Annotated in this window: 14 protein-coding genes; 6 read left to right on the forward strand and 8 right to left on the reverse strand. The window is 74.2% G+C overall.

Annotation, left to right across the window (positions count from 1 at the left end):
• Positions 1-3 precede the first annotated feature (3 nt).
• Positions 4-1308, reverse strand: coding sequence for a M64 family metallopeptidase (locus tag J1792_RS09580; RefSeq protein WP_207247014.1), 1305 nt, complete (start codon positions 1306-1308; stop codon positions 4-6).
• Positions 1309-1439: 131 nt separating this feature from the next.
• Positions 1440-2771, reverse strand: coding sequence for an alpha/beta fold hydrolase (locus J1792_RS09585; protein WP_242705374.1), 1332 nt, complete (start codon positions 2769-2771; stop codon positions 1440-1442).
• Between the two features lie 78 nt (positions 2772-2849).
• Between J1792_RS09585 and J1792_RS09590 the strand changes: the two genes are divergently transcribed.
• Positions 2850-4232, forward strand: a complete 1383-nt coding sequence (locus tag J1792_RS09590) for a helix-turn-helix domain-containing protein (protein ID WP_242705375.1) — start codon at positions 2850-2852, stop codon at positions 4230-4232.
• 61 nt (positions 4233-4293) lie between these two features.
• Here J1792_RS09590 and J1792_RS09595 read toward each other — a convergent pair whose 3' ends face one another.
• Positions 4294-5139: a DUF4344 domain-containing metallopeptidase gene (locus tag J1792_RS09595; protein ID WP_143587769.1), complete on the reverse strand. Its 846-nt coding sequence runs from the start codon at positions 5137-5139 to the stop codon at positions 4294-4296.
• A gap of 194 nt (positions 5140-5333) precedes the next feature.
• Between J1792_RS09595 and J1792_RS09600 the strand changes: the two genes are divergently transcribed.
• Positions 5334-6011 (forward strand): response regulator, encoded by a 678-nt coding sequence (locus J1792_RS09600; RefSeq protein ID WP_086572936.1) that lies wholly within the window; start codon positions 5334-5336, stop codon positions 6009-6011.
• A complete protein-coding gene (locus J1792_RS09605; protein ID WP_086572937.1) occupies positions 6008-7138 on the forward strand; it encodes a sensor histidine kinase in 1131 nt (376 codons plus the stop codon). The genes J1792_RS09600 and J1792_RS09605 overlap by 4 nt, the downstream gene beginning before the upstream one ends.
• 38 nt (positions 7139-7176) lie before the next feature.
• Here J1792_RS09605 and J1792_RS09610 read toward each other — a convergent pair whose 3' ends face one another.
• Positions 7177-7551 (reverse strand): STAS domain-containing protein, encoded by a 375-nt coding sequence (locus J1792_RS09610; RefSeq protein WP_086572946.1) that lies wholly within the window; start codon positions 7549-7551, stop codon positions 7177-7179.
• Positions 7552-7936: 385 nt separating this feature from the next.
• On the opposite strand from J1792_RS09610, the gene J1792_RS09615 reads away from it, so the two are divergent.
• Entirely contained in the window at positions 7937-8503 is a 567-nt protein-coding gene (locus J1792_RS09615) for a sigma-70 family RNA polymerase sigma factor (RefSeq protein ID WP_086572939.1), read from the forward strand.
• A complete protein-coding gene (locus tag J1792_RS09620; protein WP_207247015.1) occupies positions 8500-9678 on the forward strand; it encodes a zf-HC2 domain-containing protein in 1179 nt (392 codons plus the stop codon). The genes J1792_RS09615 and J1792_RS09620 overlap by 4 nt, the downstream gene beginning before the upstream one ends.
• Positions 9679-9808: 130 nt before the next feature.
• Here J1792_RS09620 and purU read toward each other — a convergent pair whose 3' ends face one another.
• The 4 genes from purU to J1792_RS09640 form a co-directional block, all read right to left on the reverse strand.
• Positions 9809-10672 (reverse strand): formyltetrahydrofolate deformylase, encoded by an 864-nt coding sequence (purU, locus tag J1792_RS09625; RefSeq protein ID WP_242645495.1) that lies wholly within the window; start codon positions 10670-10672, stop codon positions 9809-9811.
• Positions 10673-10721: 49 nt separating this feature from the next.
• A complete protein-coding gene (locus J1792_RS09630; RefSeq protein WP_086572942.1) occupies positions 10722-11219 on the reverse strand; it encodes an SCO4402 family protein in 498 nt (165 codons plus the stop codon).
• 227 nt (positions 11220-11446) lie between these two features.
• A complete protein-coding gene (locus J1792_RS09635; RefSeq protein WP_207247016.1) occupies positions 11447-13093 on the reverse strand; it encodes a hypothetical protein in 1647 nt (548 codons plus the stop codon).
• A 478-nt stretch (positions 13094-13571) separates the two neighbouring features.
• Complete coding sequence (locus J1792_RS09640; RefSeq protein WP_086572969.1) at positions 13572-14960, reverse strand: NsdA family TPR-like regulatory protein; 1389 nt, start codon at positions 14958-14960, stop codon at positions 13572-13574.
• A 317-nt stretch (positions 14961-15277) separates the two neighbouring features.
• Here J1792_RS09640 and J1792_RS09645 point away from each other — a divergent pair, with 317 nt between their 5' ends.
• Positions 15278-15946, forward strand: coding sequence for a bifunctional DNA primase/polymerase (locus J1792_RS09645; RefSeq protein WP_372446083.1), 669 nt, complete (start codon positions 15278-15280; stop codon positions 15944-15946).
• Positions 15947-15989 lie beyond the last annotated feature (43 nt).

The raw sequence follows: 15989 nt of genomic DNA on the forward strand, positions 1-15989 counted from the left end.
CCGTCAGCGCGTGACCTGCCACGACACCTGGCCCTGCAGCCGCTTGGACAGCTGCGGGTCGAGGACGGCGTCCGTACGGTCGGCCCCTCCCGCGGTCAGGGTGTGCGGGCGGCCGTCGGCGGGGACGCCGAGCGTGCGGGGGACGACCGAGGTGCGGCCCCGGACCGCGCGGGCCTCGCGGCCGTCGACGTACCAGCGGATCTCGGTGGTGGCCACCGGGAGCCGGACGGCGACGCGCTGCCCGCGGCCGGCCGTGGGGCCGTCCGAGCCGGCCGCCTTGGTGAGCACGCTCGCGTGCCGGTAGAAGCCCGCGATCATCGCCTCGCGGCCGGGGAGGTTGAACTCGCGGCCCAGCGATCGCATGATCGAGTCCTCGGTGGGCCGGTAGAGGCCCCGGGGGTAGTAGCCGCCGCCCTCGTACGTGCCGACGGTGCCGCCGTCGGGGGAGGTCCGGCCGATCCAGCGGTACCACTTCGCGCGCTCGCCGGTCATACGGCCGGAGTCGAACGTGCTGGTGTTGACGTCGGCGGGCTCGGGTCCGGTGTAGGTGCCGTACTCGTCGTACTGGTACTCGTCGGCGAGCTTGCCCAGGGAGTGGCCGGTCTCGTGGACGGCGACCTGGTCGGACTTCTCGTGGTCGGAGGAGGCGGTGGCGACGCCGTCGTAGCCCACCTGGGAGACGACGTCGTTGTAGCCGGCGCCGCCGTACTTGGTGGAGTTGGACAGCACCACGACCAGGTCGGCGGCCGGCGCCTTGGCGGCGTACGACTCGACTCTGGCGGTGTCGACGCACAGCAGGCGCTCGACGCCGTCGCAGAAGAAGCCGGAGCGGAGCGCGGTGTCCTTGGTGACGCCCTGGACCGGGTCGCCCGAGACGCCGGAGTCGTGCGAGACGGCGTCGACGGCCCAGACGTTGAAGAGGCCGCGGTAGGAGGCGTAGGGCTCGACCGCCGACATCTTCGCCCACTTGGTGCGGACGGCCGCGTGGAAGGCGTCCTGCTGGGTGGCGGTGTAGCCGTCGCCGATGAAGACGACGTCGAGCTTGGTGCCCACCGGGCCGTTGTCGACGATGGACGTCACCTCGCCGTCGCCCTTGGTCCAGGGGCGCAGGGAGCGGGGCGGGCCGCTGGGGGCGGGGACGGTGGTGTGCCGTGGGTGGCCGTCGGGGTCGGGGAAGTACTCCACCCGTTGGGTGGGTTTGGGCTGCGGCGGCCGGCCGACTGTCGGACCGGCCGCCGAGGCGCCGTTGGCGGCGGCGAGCATGACCAGGGCGGCCACGCCTGCCGCGACGGATATTCGTCTGTGCATGGGGGGTTCCTCCCGAAACCGAAACCCGCCACTCAAGTGGCGAGTTAAGTCGCGTTAAGGTGCCGCTCAACGTAGAGGCTCGGGAGGTTCATGACAATGGCTGAGGTGTGTGGTGTTGCCGAAGTGGTGTCTTACGCCTCGTCGTTCACGAGCCGCAGCAGCCGGTCCAGCACCGTGCGGCCGCCCGCGCGCAGGCCGTCGTGCTCGTACTCGTCCGTGACCCACGTCCGCAGGCCCGCCACGGAGCCCGCCGTGCGCAGCGAGTGCGCGGTGTCGACGTACAGGTCGTCGTGGTAGACGGCGGCCGCGACGGGCACGGTGGTGCGGGCCAGGCGCCCGGCGTCGTACAGCGGCGCCCAGTCGGTGCGTTCGGCGAGGATCTCGGCGGTGCGGCGCAGCGGGCGCAGGGCCGGCTGGGTGCGCAGCATCCAGGGGTGGACGGTCTCGCCGGTGAAGAGGAAGCGGCCACCGGGCTCGAAGTGACGTTCGAACTGCGGGAATTCCGACCGTATCCGCTCCGCCGACCAGTGCGTCGCCCGGCCGTCCTGGGCATAAATGGCCTCATGGAGGATGGTGTACAGAGGGCTGGCGGCGCGCGAGAGCACCGCCGCGGCCTGCTCGCCGAACGCGTCGGACAGGCGCGGCCCGCCGGGCGTGGGCACGAACGCGTCCTCCAGGAGGTAGTGCAGCCGGTGCGAGCCGTCCCCCGTGCCCAGCAGGATGCCCAGCTGCTGGAAGGCCTCGACGGTCAGCAGGGAGCCGTCCGGCAGGGTCTCCTCCCGTTCGGCGAGGTGCTCGGCGATACGCCGGGCCGCCTCCTCGTCCCCGGGGTAACGGGCGTAGTGCGCGAGGCACTTGCGCTCCATGCGCGGGTAGGCGGCGCGGTAGACGGCGTCCGCGTCGGCGTCCAGGGAGGGCAGGCCGCCGGTGATCAGCACCCGCTCCAGCCCCTCCGGCGCGAGCGAGAGGTAGGTGACCGCGCAGAAGCCGCCGAAGCTCTGCCCGAGGACGGTCCAGGGCCGGCCGCCGGTGAGGCGGGGGCGGATGTACTCGCAGTCGCGGACGATGGAGTCGGCGCGGAAGCGGGTGAGGTAGTCGGCCTGGCGCTCCGGGGTGCCGCGCAGCGGCAGCGTCTGCCGGGTGGCGGGCGTGGAGCGGCCGGTGCCGCGCTGGTCGAGGAGCAGCACGCGGTACTCCTCCAGCGCGCGGTCGAGCCAGTTCTCGCGGCCCACGGGCCGCCCGGCGGGGAAGCCGGGGCCGCCCTGCAGATAGACCAGCCAGGGCAGGTCCTCGTGCGCGCGGCCGGCGGCGACGACCTCGCGGCCGTAGAGGCGGATGCGCTCGCCCCCGGGGTCGGCGTGGTCGAGCGGGACGTCGAAGAAGCGGTCGGTCAGGACGAGGCCAGGCTGTCGGAAGGCGACGGTCTCGTCCCCCACCCGGGTGACCCCGGGCAACTTCGGCACGGATGACACGGTTACATCCTCACGTAAGCAGATTTACCCAACGGCTTGAATCACGGCGCAATGTACCGAGGGGCGGAAGTGGCCGAGAACAGCACCCACGGCATACGGGCGGACGAGCCCTCCGACATCGGCCGCCGCGTCCTGCGGCTGCGTACCGAAAAGGGACTGACCCAGAAGCAACTGGCGGAGCCCGCCTACACGGCCGCCTACGTCTCCACCCTGGAGGCCGGCCGGGTCCGGCCCTCCGAGACCGCCCTGCGGCATCTCGCGGGGCGCCTGGGCATCACCGTGGAGGAGCTCGCCACCGGCCGCCCCCCGCACCTGGCCACCGAGCTGCGGCTGCGGCTGACCGACGCCCGGCGCACCCTGGCCACCGGCGACGCCGAGGACGCCGCCGCGCTCTTCCGCGCCCTGCGCGACGAGGCGGCGGCCCTGGAGCTCGTGGGCGAGCGGTTCACCGCCCTCCTCGGGCTCGGCGACTGCGCCCTGGAGACCGGCGACCTCACCGACGCCCGCGACCTCTTCGCCGAGGCCGAGGCCCTGCTAGCCGGCCAGCCGCTGCCGCGCCGCGTCCCGGCCCTGCGCGGGCGGGCCACCGCCCACCTCCTGGCCGGCGAACTGCGCTACGCCTGCTACCTGCTGGAGACGGCCGTCGACGAGCTGAACGCCTCCGGCATGCACGACCCCGACGCCCTGCTCCTGCTCTACACCGCCTCCATCGCCCCCTACATGGACATGGGAGCACACGCGCGTGCCGCGCACGCCGCGGAGCTGGCGCTCGCCCTGGCACCCCAGGTGGACAACCCCGCCCTCGTCGCCGGGATGCACCGGGGCGTCGCCCGCACGCTGATCGCCGAGGGCCGCATCGCCGACGCCGACGCCTCCCTGGCCAAGGCCCAGGAGCTCTACCAGCAGCTGCACATACGGACCGAACTGGCCCACTGCCACTGGATGCGCGGCTACGTCCACGCCCAGGACGGCAACCTGCGCAAGGCCGAGAACGAACTGCGCACCGCCCGCGACATGCTGGCGTCCAAGCGCGCCGCCCTGTTCACCGTGCAGGTCGAGGTGGAGCTGGCGGACGTGCTGCGGCGCCGGGGCAAGGCCGCCGAGGCGGAGGAGCTGCTGCGCCCGCTGCTGTCCCCCACCGCGCTGGGCGCCGAGCGCGGCGCGGTCCACGCGGGCGGCGCGCACCGCCTGCTGGGGCTCATCGCCGAGGAGCGCGCGGACACCGAGGCCGCCGAGGAGCACTACTGCGCCGCCCTGTCCCTGCTGGAGCGCACGGGAGCCGCCGGCGACCTCGCCGACCTGTGCCGCCTGCTGGGCGACCTGCTGCGGCGCACGGGGCGCACGGAGGCGGCCCTGGACGCCTACCGCACGGGGCTGGGCCACCGGGCCGCGCCCGGCACCACGACGCTGGGCCCGGCGCCGACGGCGCCGCCGCCCTGGCCGCGGCCGTAGGGCGTGTCCGAGGCGCGCAGCGGATGGGACCGCTGACCGGCCCTCCCCTCACGGGGGCCGGTCAGCGGTCGGCTTTGTAGGGCGCGAGGAGCTGTTCCCAGCCGCGCCGCAGGCTCCGGTGCTCCTCCTCGCACAGCTCGGCCCGCTCCTTGGTGAGCCGCTTGCCGTCGACGAGCCGACGGCGCTCCTTCGCCCGGTCCTGCCGGGGCGTGGAGCCGTAGAGGTAGCAGCGGTAGTTGGCGCTGCGGACGGCGTCGGGGGCGTGCTCGTCGGAGGGGTCCGAGTCCGCCGGGTCGCTCTCGCGCGCGTACTGGTCGTAGTTGTCTGCGGCGGCCAGCAGCGCGGCGCGGCCGCCGGCGCCCTGCCGCAGCAGGCGGTACGCGGCGAACTGGTCGGCCACGTCCTCCTCGCGGCCGGTGAACGGCAGGTTCAGCTTGTCGATGAGGGCGTGGGCCGCCTCGTGGTAGAGCGTCTCGGTGACGACGCCGGCCGTCCGCCCCTGCGGGTCGGCGTCGCCGTCGGCCTCGAACATCGAGCGGACCTCGCGGATGAAGCCGTAGCAGAGCGCGATCCGCCCGCTCTCCGGGTCGTACTCGGGCGTCTCGTCCTTCGCGCAGGAGCGTCCGACGATCTCCACCCGGGCGGGCAGCCGCACGGCCTTGCCGAGGTCCTCCACGACCTTCTCGGCCAGCCCGCGCGTGCGCAGGAAGGACCGCTCGTCGGCGTCGCCGCCGCGGGGAGCCTGGTAGGAGACGGACAGGCCGCCGCGTGTGGGGGGCGCGGCGGCCTGCGACGGGGTGCCGCATCCGGTCGCGAGGGCGGCGGTGCAGACGCCGGCCGCCACGAGCGCGCGGGCGCGCCGCGCTCGGGCCGGAATCCGGGGGCCGGCCCCCGCATGGTGCAGCATGGACAGCACTCTGCCGGTCGGATCACCCGAATGGAATCCACCGTGAGTCCAGGCCGACCCCCGCCGGTCGGCGGGGGTCGGCCTGCCCAGGGGTGGAGTACTCAACTCCGCTTTTCTCCGCCGGTGCGGCAGGCTGGAGGGGCCAGGGGCCGGTCGCGGCCCCGGGCGGAACAGGGAAGAAGAGGTAGCGATCGGTGATCCGTGTTGCGGTGGTGGACGACGAACAGCTCGTCCGGTCCGGGCTGCGGATGATCCTGGGCACGGCCCCGGACATCGACGTGGTCGCGGACTGCGGCGGCGGCGAGGCCGTGAACACCGTCCGGCGGTGCGCTCCCGACGTCGTGCTCCTCGACATCCGGATGCCCGACGTCGACGGCCTGACCGTCCTGCGGGGCCTGCGCGCCCTGGCGCAGCCGCCCGCCGTGGCCATGCTCACCACCTTCGACGCCGACGAGTACCTCGCCGCCGCGCTGCGCGGGGGCGCCGCCGGCTTCCTGCTCAAGGACACCGACCCGGAGCAGCTCGTACGGGCCGTGCGCACCCTCGCCGCCGGCGGCAGCGTCCTCGACCCCGGCGTGACCCGCGCGGTCATCGGCGGCTATCTGGCCGCCGAGGCCGAGACCACGGCCGCCGCGGCGATCCAGGCGCTGACCCCGCGCGAGCGCGAGGTGCTGTCGCTGGTCGGCGCGGGCCTGGCCAATCCGCAGATCGCCGAACGCATGGGGCTCGCGCCCAGCACCGTCAAGGACCACGTCCGGGCCGTGCTCGGCAAGCTGGGCGGCATCAACCGCGTGCAGGCGGCGATCGTCGCCGACCGCGCGGGCCTGGTCGCCTCGCAGCGGGCGCCGCGGGGCGAGAGGAGCGGCCGGTGAACGTCCGGCACGCCACCCTGCCCTCCTGGCTGCCCTCCTGGGCGGCCGTCGCGCTGCCCGCGCTGTTCGCGGCCACGGACGCGCTGCTGGTCAACGGCGTCACCCCCGGGAAGGACCTGTGGCTGTCGCTGCTGGCGGCGGTGGCGCTGCTGTGGCGGCGAAGATTCCCCGCCACCGTCTTCCTGGCCACCCTGCCGGGGATGTACCTGACCTACATCTGGCTCGCACCCATGATCGCCCTGTACACGGTGGCCGTCCGGCGGCCCGCCCGGTGGCTGCTGGGGGCGACGGGGGTGCTGATGGCGGCCGCGCAGTTCGTGCCGTACCCCGTCTCGGACCTGGCACACAACGACCGGCGCCAGATGGCCGTCAACCTCGTCGACGCCTTCGTCGTGGCGGCCACCCCCATCGCCCTCGGCCTGCTCACCCGCACCCGGCGCGAGCTCGCCGACCGCCTCGAGGAGCTGACCCGCAGCCGCGCCCGCGAGGACCGACTGCTCGCCGACCGCGTCCTCGCCACCGAACGCGCCCGGCTGGCCCGCGAGATGCACGACGTCGTCGCCCACCAGGTCAGCCTGATCAGCCTGCAGGCAGGGGCGGTGCAGATCAGCACCGAGGACACCCAGGCCCGCGCCGGGGCCCGGACCATCCGCGAGCTGTCGGTGCGCACCCTGGACGAACTGCGCCACATGGTCGGCATCCTGCGCGCGGCCGGCGCCGACACCGAGGAACTCACCCCGCAGCCGCGCCTGGCCGACCTGCCCCGGCTGATCGAGCTGAGCGCGCTGGACGTCGCCTTCGAGGACGCCACCGACCCGGGGACGGAGCGGTCGGAGGCGGTGGAGCGCGCGGCCTTCCGTACGGTGCAGGAGGCGCTGACCAATGTGCGCAAGCACGCGCCGGGGGCGAAGGTGACGGTGCGGGTCGTCGAGGAGGCCGGCGCCGGGCTGGTGGTGGAGATCCGCAACGGCCCGCCGGATGCGGCAGTTCCGGCGCCGGAACTGCCGGGCGGCGGCCACGGTCTGGTGGGGCTGCGCGAGCGGGCGCAGAGCCTGGGCGGCACGCTGGAGGCGCATGCCACGCCGGAGGGCGGGTTCGTCGTACGGGCGCGCCTGCCCCGCGAGTAGCGGCCCGGGGCGCCGGGCCGGGGAGAGCCGGGCGCGGGTCAGGCCGAGAGCGGGTCCGCGGAATCCGTGGTCGCGCTGGCGATGTCCGGGTAGACCTCGAAGAGCCGGCGCACTCCCAGCGCCGCGAGCACCCTGTTGACGTGCGAGCCCTCGACCGCGCCCTGGGCGGGCAGGATGAGCCGCAGCCGGCCCTGGCAGGAGCGCATCAGGCGGCGGGCGGCGATCAGCACCCCCACCCCGCTGGAGTCGCAGAACCGCACTTCCCCGAGGTCGAGCACCAGACTCCTCCGGCCGTCCGCGACGGCATCGTGCACATGCTGCCGGACGGCGGGTGAGGTCACCAGATCCATCTCACCGGATACCTGGAGCACGGCCCAGTCCCCCCGCTCGCGCTCCAACACCTTCAACGTCACGCGCTCGAGCCCCTTCACTCGGTCTGTCGTTCCTATGGAATGGACCCTTCCGCGGTGTGGCTGCCTGGCGCTTCCCCCGTGGGGCGCCGTATGAAACACCGTGGTCCCAGACGCGGTACAAGCCGACCCATGGTGAGCCTATGCCCAGCTCGAACGCCGAATCCTCCTAGATCCGGTCACACCCGCATAACACATCGGCACATTCGGGCACGTACGATCGGCTCCGATCATCGGCATCGACCCAGCGTGACGGTTCCCATACCATGCGCCGCAAAGGCCGTCGACGGGCTTACCGGGGTTCGCCCCAAACGCTCGTGCGCTGTCGGACCCGGCCGATACATTCGGCGGTAGGGGCGTACAGCAGTACGTACGGAGGGGGCCGGGCATGACGAACGACGCACCGCCGCGGTGGGACCGCAGGATGCAACAGCGACTCGCCCACGGCGAGGCCGCCGCGCTCGGCGAGCTCTACGACCGCTTCGCCTCCCTCGTGCACGGCGTCGCCCACCGCGTCCTGGGCGACGAGGGCGGCGCCGACCGCGTCACCCGCGACGTCTTCGCCCACGCCTGGGAGCACGCCGACGAGTACGACCCCCGCCAGGGCTCCCTCCGCTCCTGGATCGCCGGGCTCGCGCACCGGCACGCCGTCAGCCGGCTGCGGCGGGCGCAGGACGACGGGGAGCGGCCGGCCACGGAGGTCGAGGAGAAGGTCCGCGCCGCGTCCGCCGCGGCCCGCGCCGACTACATCGTCACCTCCATGCCCGCGCCCCTGCGGGCGGCCCTGGACCTCGCCTACTTCCGGCGCCTGGACTACCGCCAGGCCGCCGCCCGGCTCGGCGTCACGGACGACGAGGCCAGGCGCAGACTCCGGCTGGGCTTGCAGCTGCTGTCCACCGCCCACGACGGGCCCCGCGCGGTCTCGCCGCCGGGCGGCCGGGCGGCGGTGCGATGAGCACCTCACCCGGCTCGGGCTCCGACGACGCGCCGCGCCTGCCCCCGGCCACGCCGGGAGCACCGGCGCGGCAGGCGCCCGAGCGGTCCCATCCCGTGCTCAAGTCGCTGCTCGGCGCCTGGGCGCTGGCCGCCTGTTCCCCCGAGGAGACCGCCGCCGTCGAGGAGCACCTCACCGACTGCGCCCCCTGCGCGGAGGAGGCCGTCCGGCTGCGCGACGCGGTCGCCCTGCTGCATCCCGAGGACGGCCTCGACCTCGACCCCACGCTGCGCTCCCGGGTGCTGGCCGGCGCCCTCGGCCGGCGCCCCGCCCGGATCCCGGTCCCCGGCTGGGCCGGGCCCTACGAGGCGGAGACCGCCCGGCTCGACGCGCTGCTGCACGACATCGGCGAGGCGGAATGGCGGGCGCCGGTGCGGCTCGCGTGGTTCAAGGGCCGGCGGTCCGTCGGGCGCGAGGTCACGGTGGCCGCCGTCATCAGCCATCTGGCGGCGGTGGACGGCATCGTGGCGGGCGCGCTGGGCCTGGCCGACCCCCAGAGCCCCGGCACCCCCGAGGAGCGCACGGCGGCCCGCTGGGCCGCGGACGCGTCCGGCCGCACCACGTCCGGCGAGGTCCACTCCACCTGGCGCCACCAGGGCCGGGCGCTGATACGCACCGCGTCCTTCGCCAGCGACCGGGTGGCCGGCACGCCCGTCGAGTACGGGCCCTTCTGCCTGCCGCTGCGGGACGCCTTCCTGGAGCGGGCCTTCGAGTGCTGGGTGCACGCCGAGGACGTCGCGGAGGCAATCGACTATCCGTACCAGCCGCCCGCCTCGCCGGACCTGCACCACATGATCGACCTCGCGGCCCGGATGCTGCCCCTCGCCATCGCCGGCCGCCGCCGCGCGGGCCTGGCCCCGCCGCCCCGTACGCTCGTCGCGGCCGGCGCGCCCGGCCGCGCGCTGCACCTCGAGGTCGAGGGCCGCGGCGGCGGCCATTGGTACATCCCGCTCGACTCCCCCGGGGCGGTCGGCACACGCGAGGGAGAGGTGGCCCATGTGGCCCTGGACGGCGTCGAGTTCTGCCGGCTGGCCTCGGGCCGCGTTTCGCCGGAAGAGGCGGCAGCGGGCTCCCTCGGCGACGCGCAGGCCGTGTGCGACGTCCTGTACGCGATGGCGTCGCTGTCGCGGATGTGACGTCCCGCTGAGGCGGCGGGCGTCCGTGTCGCCGCGCGGCGGTACGACACCGCCCCCGGGCGCGGCGCCCGGGCCGTAGCGGCCCGAGGGCCCGGGGCGCGCGTTCGCTACGCGAAGACGAAGACGACGACTACGCGAAGACGACCGTGCGCGCGCCGTTCAGCAGGACGCGGTGCTCGCTGTGCCACTTCACCGCGCGCGCCAGCGCCTGGCACTCCACGTCGCGGCCGATGGCCACGAGCTGCTCGGGCGTCACCTCGTGACCGACGCGCTCGACCTCCTGCTCGATGATCGGGCCCTCGTCGAGGTCGGCGGTGACGTAGTGCGCGGTCGCACCGATCAGCTTCACACCGCGCGCGTGCGCCTGGTGGTACGGCTTCGCACCCTTGAAGCTGGGCAGGAAAGAGTGGTGGATGTTGATGATCCGGCCGGAGAGCGCCTTGCAGAGGTCGTCGGAGAGGACCTGCATATAGCGGGCCAGCACCACGAGCTCGACGTTCTCGGCCTGCACCAGCTCCAGAAGCCTCGCCTCGGACTCCGGCTTGTTCTCCTTCGTCACCGGAATGTGGTGGAAGGGGACGCCGTACGAGCCGACGAGCTCGGCGAAGTCGGTGTGGTTGGAGACGACCGCCGCGATCTCCACCGGCAGCGCCCCGATCCGGGAACGGAAGAGCAGGTCGTTGAGGCAGTGCCCGAACTTGGACACCATCAGCACGATCCGCATCTTCTCCTCGGCCCGGTGGATCTGCCAGTCCATGCCGAAGGAGTCGCCGATCGCCGCGAAGCTGGCGCGCAGCTTCTCCAGCGTCACCGGGTCCTCCGCGCTGAAGTGCACGCGCATGAAGAACAGGCCGGTGTCACGGTCGCCGAACTGCCGGCTGTCCTCGATGTTGCAGCCGGTCATGAAGAGATAGCTGGACACCGCGTGCACGATGCCCTGCTTGTCCGGGCAGGAGAGGGTGAGGACGTACTGGGCTTGCTGTTCGGTGGCCATAGCCCAATAGCGTCGCATATCCGCGGCCCCCGGATGACCCCCAGGCGGGTCAGATCCGGGTCAGCCGCGACAGGTCGTCCAGCGAGCGCGGTGCCGCGTCCGCGTCGTCGCCGTCGTTCGCCGCCAGCCGGACGTGCGCCTCGCGGGCCGCCCGTACCGCCTCCGCCCAGCCGTGGTGCTCCAGGTACGCCGAGACCGGCGCGTCCGCGCCCACCTGATGCATGATCCGCAGCACCCGCAGCACGGCGACGTCGACCAGCGCGGCCTCGCCGGAGTCCCGGAACACCGTGCCGACGTACTTCTCGGCCGACCAGTTGTCCAGCCAGGAGTCCTCGACGAGCCGGTAGACGGCGTCGGTCACATCTCCGTACCCCGCGCGTCCCGCGAGCCAGCACTCCTGCTGGAAGACCGGGTCCGAGAGCATGTGCAGCGCCGAGCGCACGTTCGTACGCCAGCGCCACCACGGCATGTCATTGAGCGGCATACCGTCCATGGTGGTCGAGCGGCGGCCGCGACGGGAAGACTTCTCTGAACCCTGCACAGCCATCGATCATACGTTCCCGCCAGGTTCCGTGACGCGGCGGGATCCGGGCCGCGCTGTTCACCGCGCCGTCACCGGCCGTTCGGTGATGATCATCCGGCCGTTCCCCGCCGGGAGACAGGCTCGGGCCCGGTTCCCGGGGGCCCGGGGGACTCCCGGGGGCCGATCGCTTCGCGACTCACTTCACGCACTTCACGACTTACTTCACGACGACGCCCGCGACCGCCGGCCGGTCACAGCTGGGACCACTCGTGCGTGGTCAGCCCGTAGGCCCTCGCGATCGGGTTCCACAGGTCCGCCGCCTTCTTCTTCGCGGTGGTGGCGTCGCTGCTCGCCTTGTCGCCGGCGGCGCTGTCGCGGGTGGGGCGGGCGTGGCCCTTCACGCAGCCCTTCTTGCCCTCCACCTGGTCGGACCAGTCCGCGTAGCGGGCGTCCGCGGTGGCGGACGACTTCCACGCCTTCTTCAGCTGGTTCGTCAGGTCGTCATGGTTCGGCAGCTTGTCCGTCGGGGTCTTGTCGAGGCGCTTGAGCAGCTCGTTGCGCTCCTTCGCCGCCGCCTTCAGGGCGGACTCGGACTTGTCGAGGTCCTTGCACACCTTGATCGAGTCCACCGCCTTGACCACGGCGTCACGGCTCTTGTTGCTGTCCTTCAGCAACGCGTCCAGCGCCTTGGCCTGCGACTCGACCGCCGGGTCCGCGGACTTGGCGGGCTTGCTCGGCGTCGGGGCCGGCGTGGTGGCCTCCGTGGCGGGGGCGGACGGGGCGGGACTGGCGACGGCGGCCTTCTGCGGCTCGTCGTCTCCCCGCCGCTGAGCAGCGCCCCCGCGCCGAGGCCGGCGACCGCGCAGCCCGCGACGACGGCCACGATCAGCATGGCGGGCGACTTCTTCCGCTGGGGCGGCCGACCGCCATGACCGGAACGAGACGCGTGGGGCCCGTGCGGACCCTGCGGGGCTCTGGGCGCCGTGCGGCGCGGGCGCGGGGGCGGCCGAGGAGCGCGGCGGCTTCGGCAGCCGGCGGCTCGTCGCCGGGCCCGGCGTGGCCGCCGGGACGGGCGGCAGCTGCTGGGTGGGGGCGGCGGCGCGGAAGAGCGTGTCGAACTCGGCGGGCGGCGGGCGCTCGCCCGACTGGGAGATCACTCCGAAGGGCGACCCGACGCCGGGCACGCCACCCCCGGAGGCGTGGGCAGGTCGGTGCCGCCGACGGGCGGAGGACGGTGGTCGCCGCCGCGTCGCCGCGCCCGGCACCGCCGACGGGCGGGAGGAGCGTGGTCGCGGCCGCGTCACCGGGGCCGGGCCGCCCACGGGCGGGAGGAGCGTGGTGGCGGCCGCGTCGCCGCCGAGGCCGGCGGGCGGGGTGTTCAGCGACGGCAGGAGCGTCGTCGCCTCGGCGTCCGCGGCCCGGGGGGCGGGCGCCGGGACCTCGTCCTCGTTGACCACGGGCGGCAGGTACTGCGTCGCCGGGGCGTTCTCCTCGGCCCGTCCGTCCCGGCCTTCCGGGACGACGAAGGGGCGCGGCGTCACGGTGTCGCCGACGGGCGGAAGGAAGGCGGTCGCGTCGGCGTCTCCGCCGGGGCCGGCGGGGCCGGTGCCGGCGACCGGCGGAATGAGGGCCGTGGCCGCGGCGTCCGCCGGCGGCGTGGCGCCGAACGGGGCGTTGCCGTAGGGGGCGGTCGTACCGCCGTTGCCGTACGACGCGTCGCCGTAGGCGGGGTTGTCGTAGGCCGCGTAGTCGTACGTCGCGATGCCGTATGTCGGGGGACCGGTGGGCGCGTCGCCGACGGGCGGGAGGAACGCCGTCGCCGCGGCGTCCGCCGAGGGCGCGGCCGGCCGGCCCGCCCCGGTGGACGGATTCCCGTTCGGCGTCGGCGGCTGCAGCAACTGCGTGGCCTCGGAAGAGGATTCGGGGCCTGTGTCATGTATGCCGGGTATGCCCGGTATCCCCCCACCACTGGGCGGAACCGGCGGCGCCGGCGGCATCGCGGGCATGGGCGGAACCGGCGGCACGGGGTCAGCGAGGCCGCCGACAGCGGAGGGGCCTCCGGGGGCAGCGGGGCGCCCGGACCCCAGGGGGCGGCGGGTGCGGGCGTGCCGGACCACGGATCGGCGGGCCGTGCGGGCGGCTCGGGCGGGGCCGCGGGGCGCTGCGGCTCGTTCCCCTGTCCGCTCTGCGTCACCGGGACTCCTCAGGCTGTAACGGGACTTACGCAATCGGCCGCTCACGCTACCGGGTCGCCCCGGCGCTCGGCCATGCACCGCCCGTTCACCCGGTCCGCGGCACGATCGTCCCAGGTCACCCCAGGCCTCGGAGCAGCCGTCCGGTCTTCGCCGACCGGGCCTCCGGACCTGGGGCACGTCCCTACGCCGCCTGCATCTCCATCCGCGTCCCGAATTCCCTTACGACCGGTTCGTCCCGGTACGGCTCCAATCGCTGCCGGAAGTCGTCCAGATACTCGGCGCCCCGGTTGGAGCGCAGCGTGCCCAGCAGTTCCAGGGCGCGCGTGCCCGTGGCGCAGGCCTCCTCCACCTCGCGCTGCTGCACATGGGCCGTGGCGAGCAGCAGCAGGTCGATGGCCCGGCGGCGCACGCGGCCCGTCGGGTGGGCGGCCAGCGCGTCCTCCGCGTGCCGCCGCGCGGGCTCGGCCTGGCCGAGGTCGCGGTGGCAGTGGGCCAGCTCGTCGGAGAGGTAGGCCCGGTCGAAGTGACGGATCCACGGCGGGTCGTCGCCGGAGTCGGTGCCGTTGTCGGCGGCCTCGAGCCGGGAGACGGCCCGGCTCGCGACGACCTGGCAGGCGCGCGCGTCGCCGAGCAGCGCGTGGCCGCGCGCCTCGGCCGCGTAGAACATCGCCTCGGCGCGGGGCGTGACGTGCCCCCGCGCGCCCTCCTGGGCCGCCTTGGCGAGCTGCGCGATCTCCCTGGGGTTGCCCAGGGACGCGGCGAGGTGGCTCATGCTGGCGGCCAGGACGTAGCCGCCGTAACCGCGGTCGCCCGCGGCCTGGGCCAGGCGCAGCGCCTGGATGTAGTAGCGCTGGGCGAGCCCGGGCTGGCCGGTGTCGACGGCCATGTAGCCCGCCAGCTCCGTCAGCCGCGACACGGCCGCGAAGAGGTCGCGGCCGACCGCCTCGCGGTACGAGCCGGCCAGCAGCCCGGAGACGACGCTGTTGAGGTAGTGGACCACCACGGGGCGTACGTGCCCGCTGCCGTAGCGGTGGTCGAGCTCCACGAGCGCGTCCGTGGTGGCCCGCACGGCCTCGACGTCGGACGGGCCCACGCGCGCGCCCGCGCTCCGCGCGACCTGCGGGTCGGCGGCGGTGATCAGCCAGTCGCGGCTGGGCTCGACGAGCGCCGAGGACGCCACCGACGTTCCGCTGAGGAAGTCGCGGCGGCCGACGTCGCTGCGCCACAGCTCGCAGACCTGCTCGATCGCGCCGAGGACGGTCGGGGAGAACTGCAGCCCCACCCCGGACGCGAGGTTCTTGCCGTTGGCCATGCCGATCTCGTCGATCGTGACCGTGCGGCCCAGCTTGCGGCCGAGGGCCTCGGCGATGACGGCGGGCGCCCGGCCCCGCGGCTGCTGGCCGCGCAGCCACCGGGCCACGGACGTCTTGTCGTAGCGCAGGTCCAGGCCGTGCTCGGCGCCGCACATGTTGACCCTGCGCGCCAGGCCGGCGTTGGAGCAGCCGGCTTCCTGAATGAGCGCCTGCAGCCGTTCGTTCGGCTGCCGCGCCACGAGTGGCCGTGCGGCCATGCTCAACCCCCTGAGACTGCTATGCGTTCGCGATGTGCTCCGCGTGGTGCGGAGTGACCGATCCGGCTGTGAACACCTTCTCCTGTGATCTTTGCCCCCCTGATATGCGGAGAATGCAGGACTTGCCGGTATTGGCATCAATAGCGGCAATGACCTGGGTCAGTAACACGCCGCCCAGGTGGCTACCCCTTCGCGGCGGCGAACTTTCGCCTGCGCCCCCGCACATGCATCCGTGCGCCCCATGTGCTGTGGCCGGCAGGTGCGAGGAGCCTGTGCCAGAGCCGTAACCCCCGGTGACGGCGGCAGTTGAGCTGGGCGTGGAAGAGACCATCGGAGTAGCGGCCCCGCATATCCCCCAACAGCGCGGTGAGCGCGTGCTGGACGCGGCGGCGAGATACGCGGAGGACCGGCACTGGGACGTTTTCCCCGGCACCTGGCTGGAGGCCAGGGACGGGCGCGAGCACTGCTCGTGCGGCGAGCCCGCCTGCCCCGCGCCCGGCGCCCATCCCGCCCGGCCCGACTGGGCCACGCAGGCCACGGGCAGCGCGTCCACCGCGCGGCGCATGTGGACGAAACAACCCCGCGCCTCGATCCTGCTGCCCACCGGTCGCACCTTCGACGCCCTGGACGTCTCGGAGTCGGCCGGATTCCTGGCGCTGGCCCGCATGGAGCGCATGGAGATCCAGCTCGGGCCGATCACGTGCACGCCGTTCCGCCGGATGCTGTTCTTCGTGCTGCCCGGCGGCGCCCTGAAGGTCGCCGACCACATCCGCAAGCTCGGCTGGGCGCCCTCCACCCTCGACCTGGTCGCCCGCGGCGAGGGCGACTACGTGGTCGCTCCCCCCACCCGCATCGGCAGCCGCGGACCCGTGCAGTGGGCGCGCCAGCCCACCGCCGCCAACCGCTGGCTGCCGGACGCGGAGGAGCTCGTCAGCGCCCTCGCCTACGCCTGCGGCCGCGAGGCGGCGCTGGCCCGCGGCCGCTGAGAACTGCTGACAAACGTCATCGGTCCGCCCCTCGCATCCCCCC

The organism is Streptomyces triculaminicus, from assembly GCF_017349075.1.
Taxonomy (GTDB): domain Bacteria; phylum Actinomycetota; class Actinomycetes; order Streptomycetales; family Streptomycetaceae; genus Streptomyces; species Streptomyces triculaminicus.

What these genes read in the sequence shown, in the direction of transcription:
- purU (WP_242645495.1), bottom strand. Translation starts at nt 10,672, where the DNA reads ATGGCCACCGAACAGCAAGCCCAGTACGTCCTCACCCTCTCCTGCCCG.
- J1792_RS09580 (WP_207247014.1), bottom strand. Translation starts at nt 1,308, where the DNA reads ATGCACAGACGAATATCCGTCGCGGCAGGCGTGGCCGCCCTGGTCATG.
- J1792_RS09630 (WP_086572942.1), bottom strand. Translation starts at nt 11,219, where the DNA reads ATGGCTGTGCAGGGTTCAGAGAAGTCTTCCCGTCGCGGCCGCCGCTCG.
- J1792_RS09640 (WP_086572969.1), bottom strand. Translation starts at nt 14,960, where the DNA reads ATGGCCGCACGGCCACTCGTGGCGCGGCAGCCGAACGAACGGCTGCAG.
- J1792_RS09615 (WP_086572939.1), top strand. Translation starts at nt 7,937, where the DNA reads ATGACGAACGACGCACCGCCGCGGTGGGACCGCAGGATGCAACAGCGA.
- J1792_RS09595 (WP_143587769.1), bottom strand. Translation starts at nt 5,139, where the DNA reads ATGCTGCACCATGCGGGGGCCGGCCCCCGGATTCCGGCCCGAGCGCGG.
- J1792_RS09620 (WP_207247015.1), top strand. Translation starts at nt 8,500, where the DNA reads ATGAGCACCTCACCCGGCTCGGGCTCCGACGACGCGCCGCGCCTGCCC.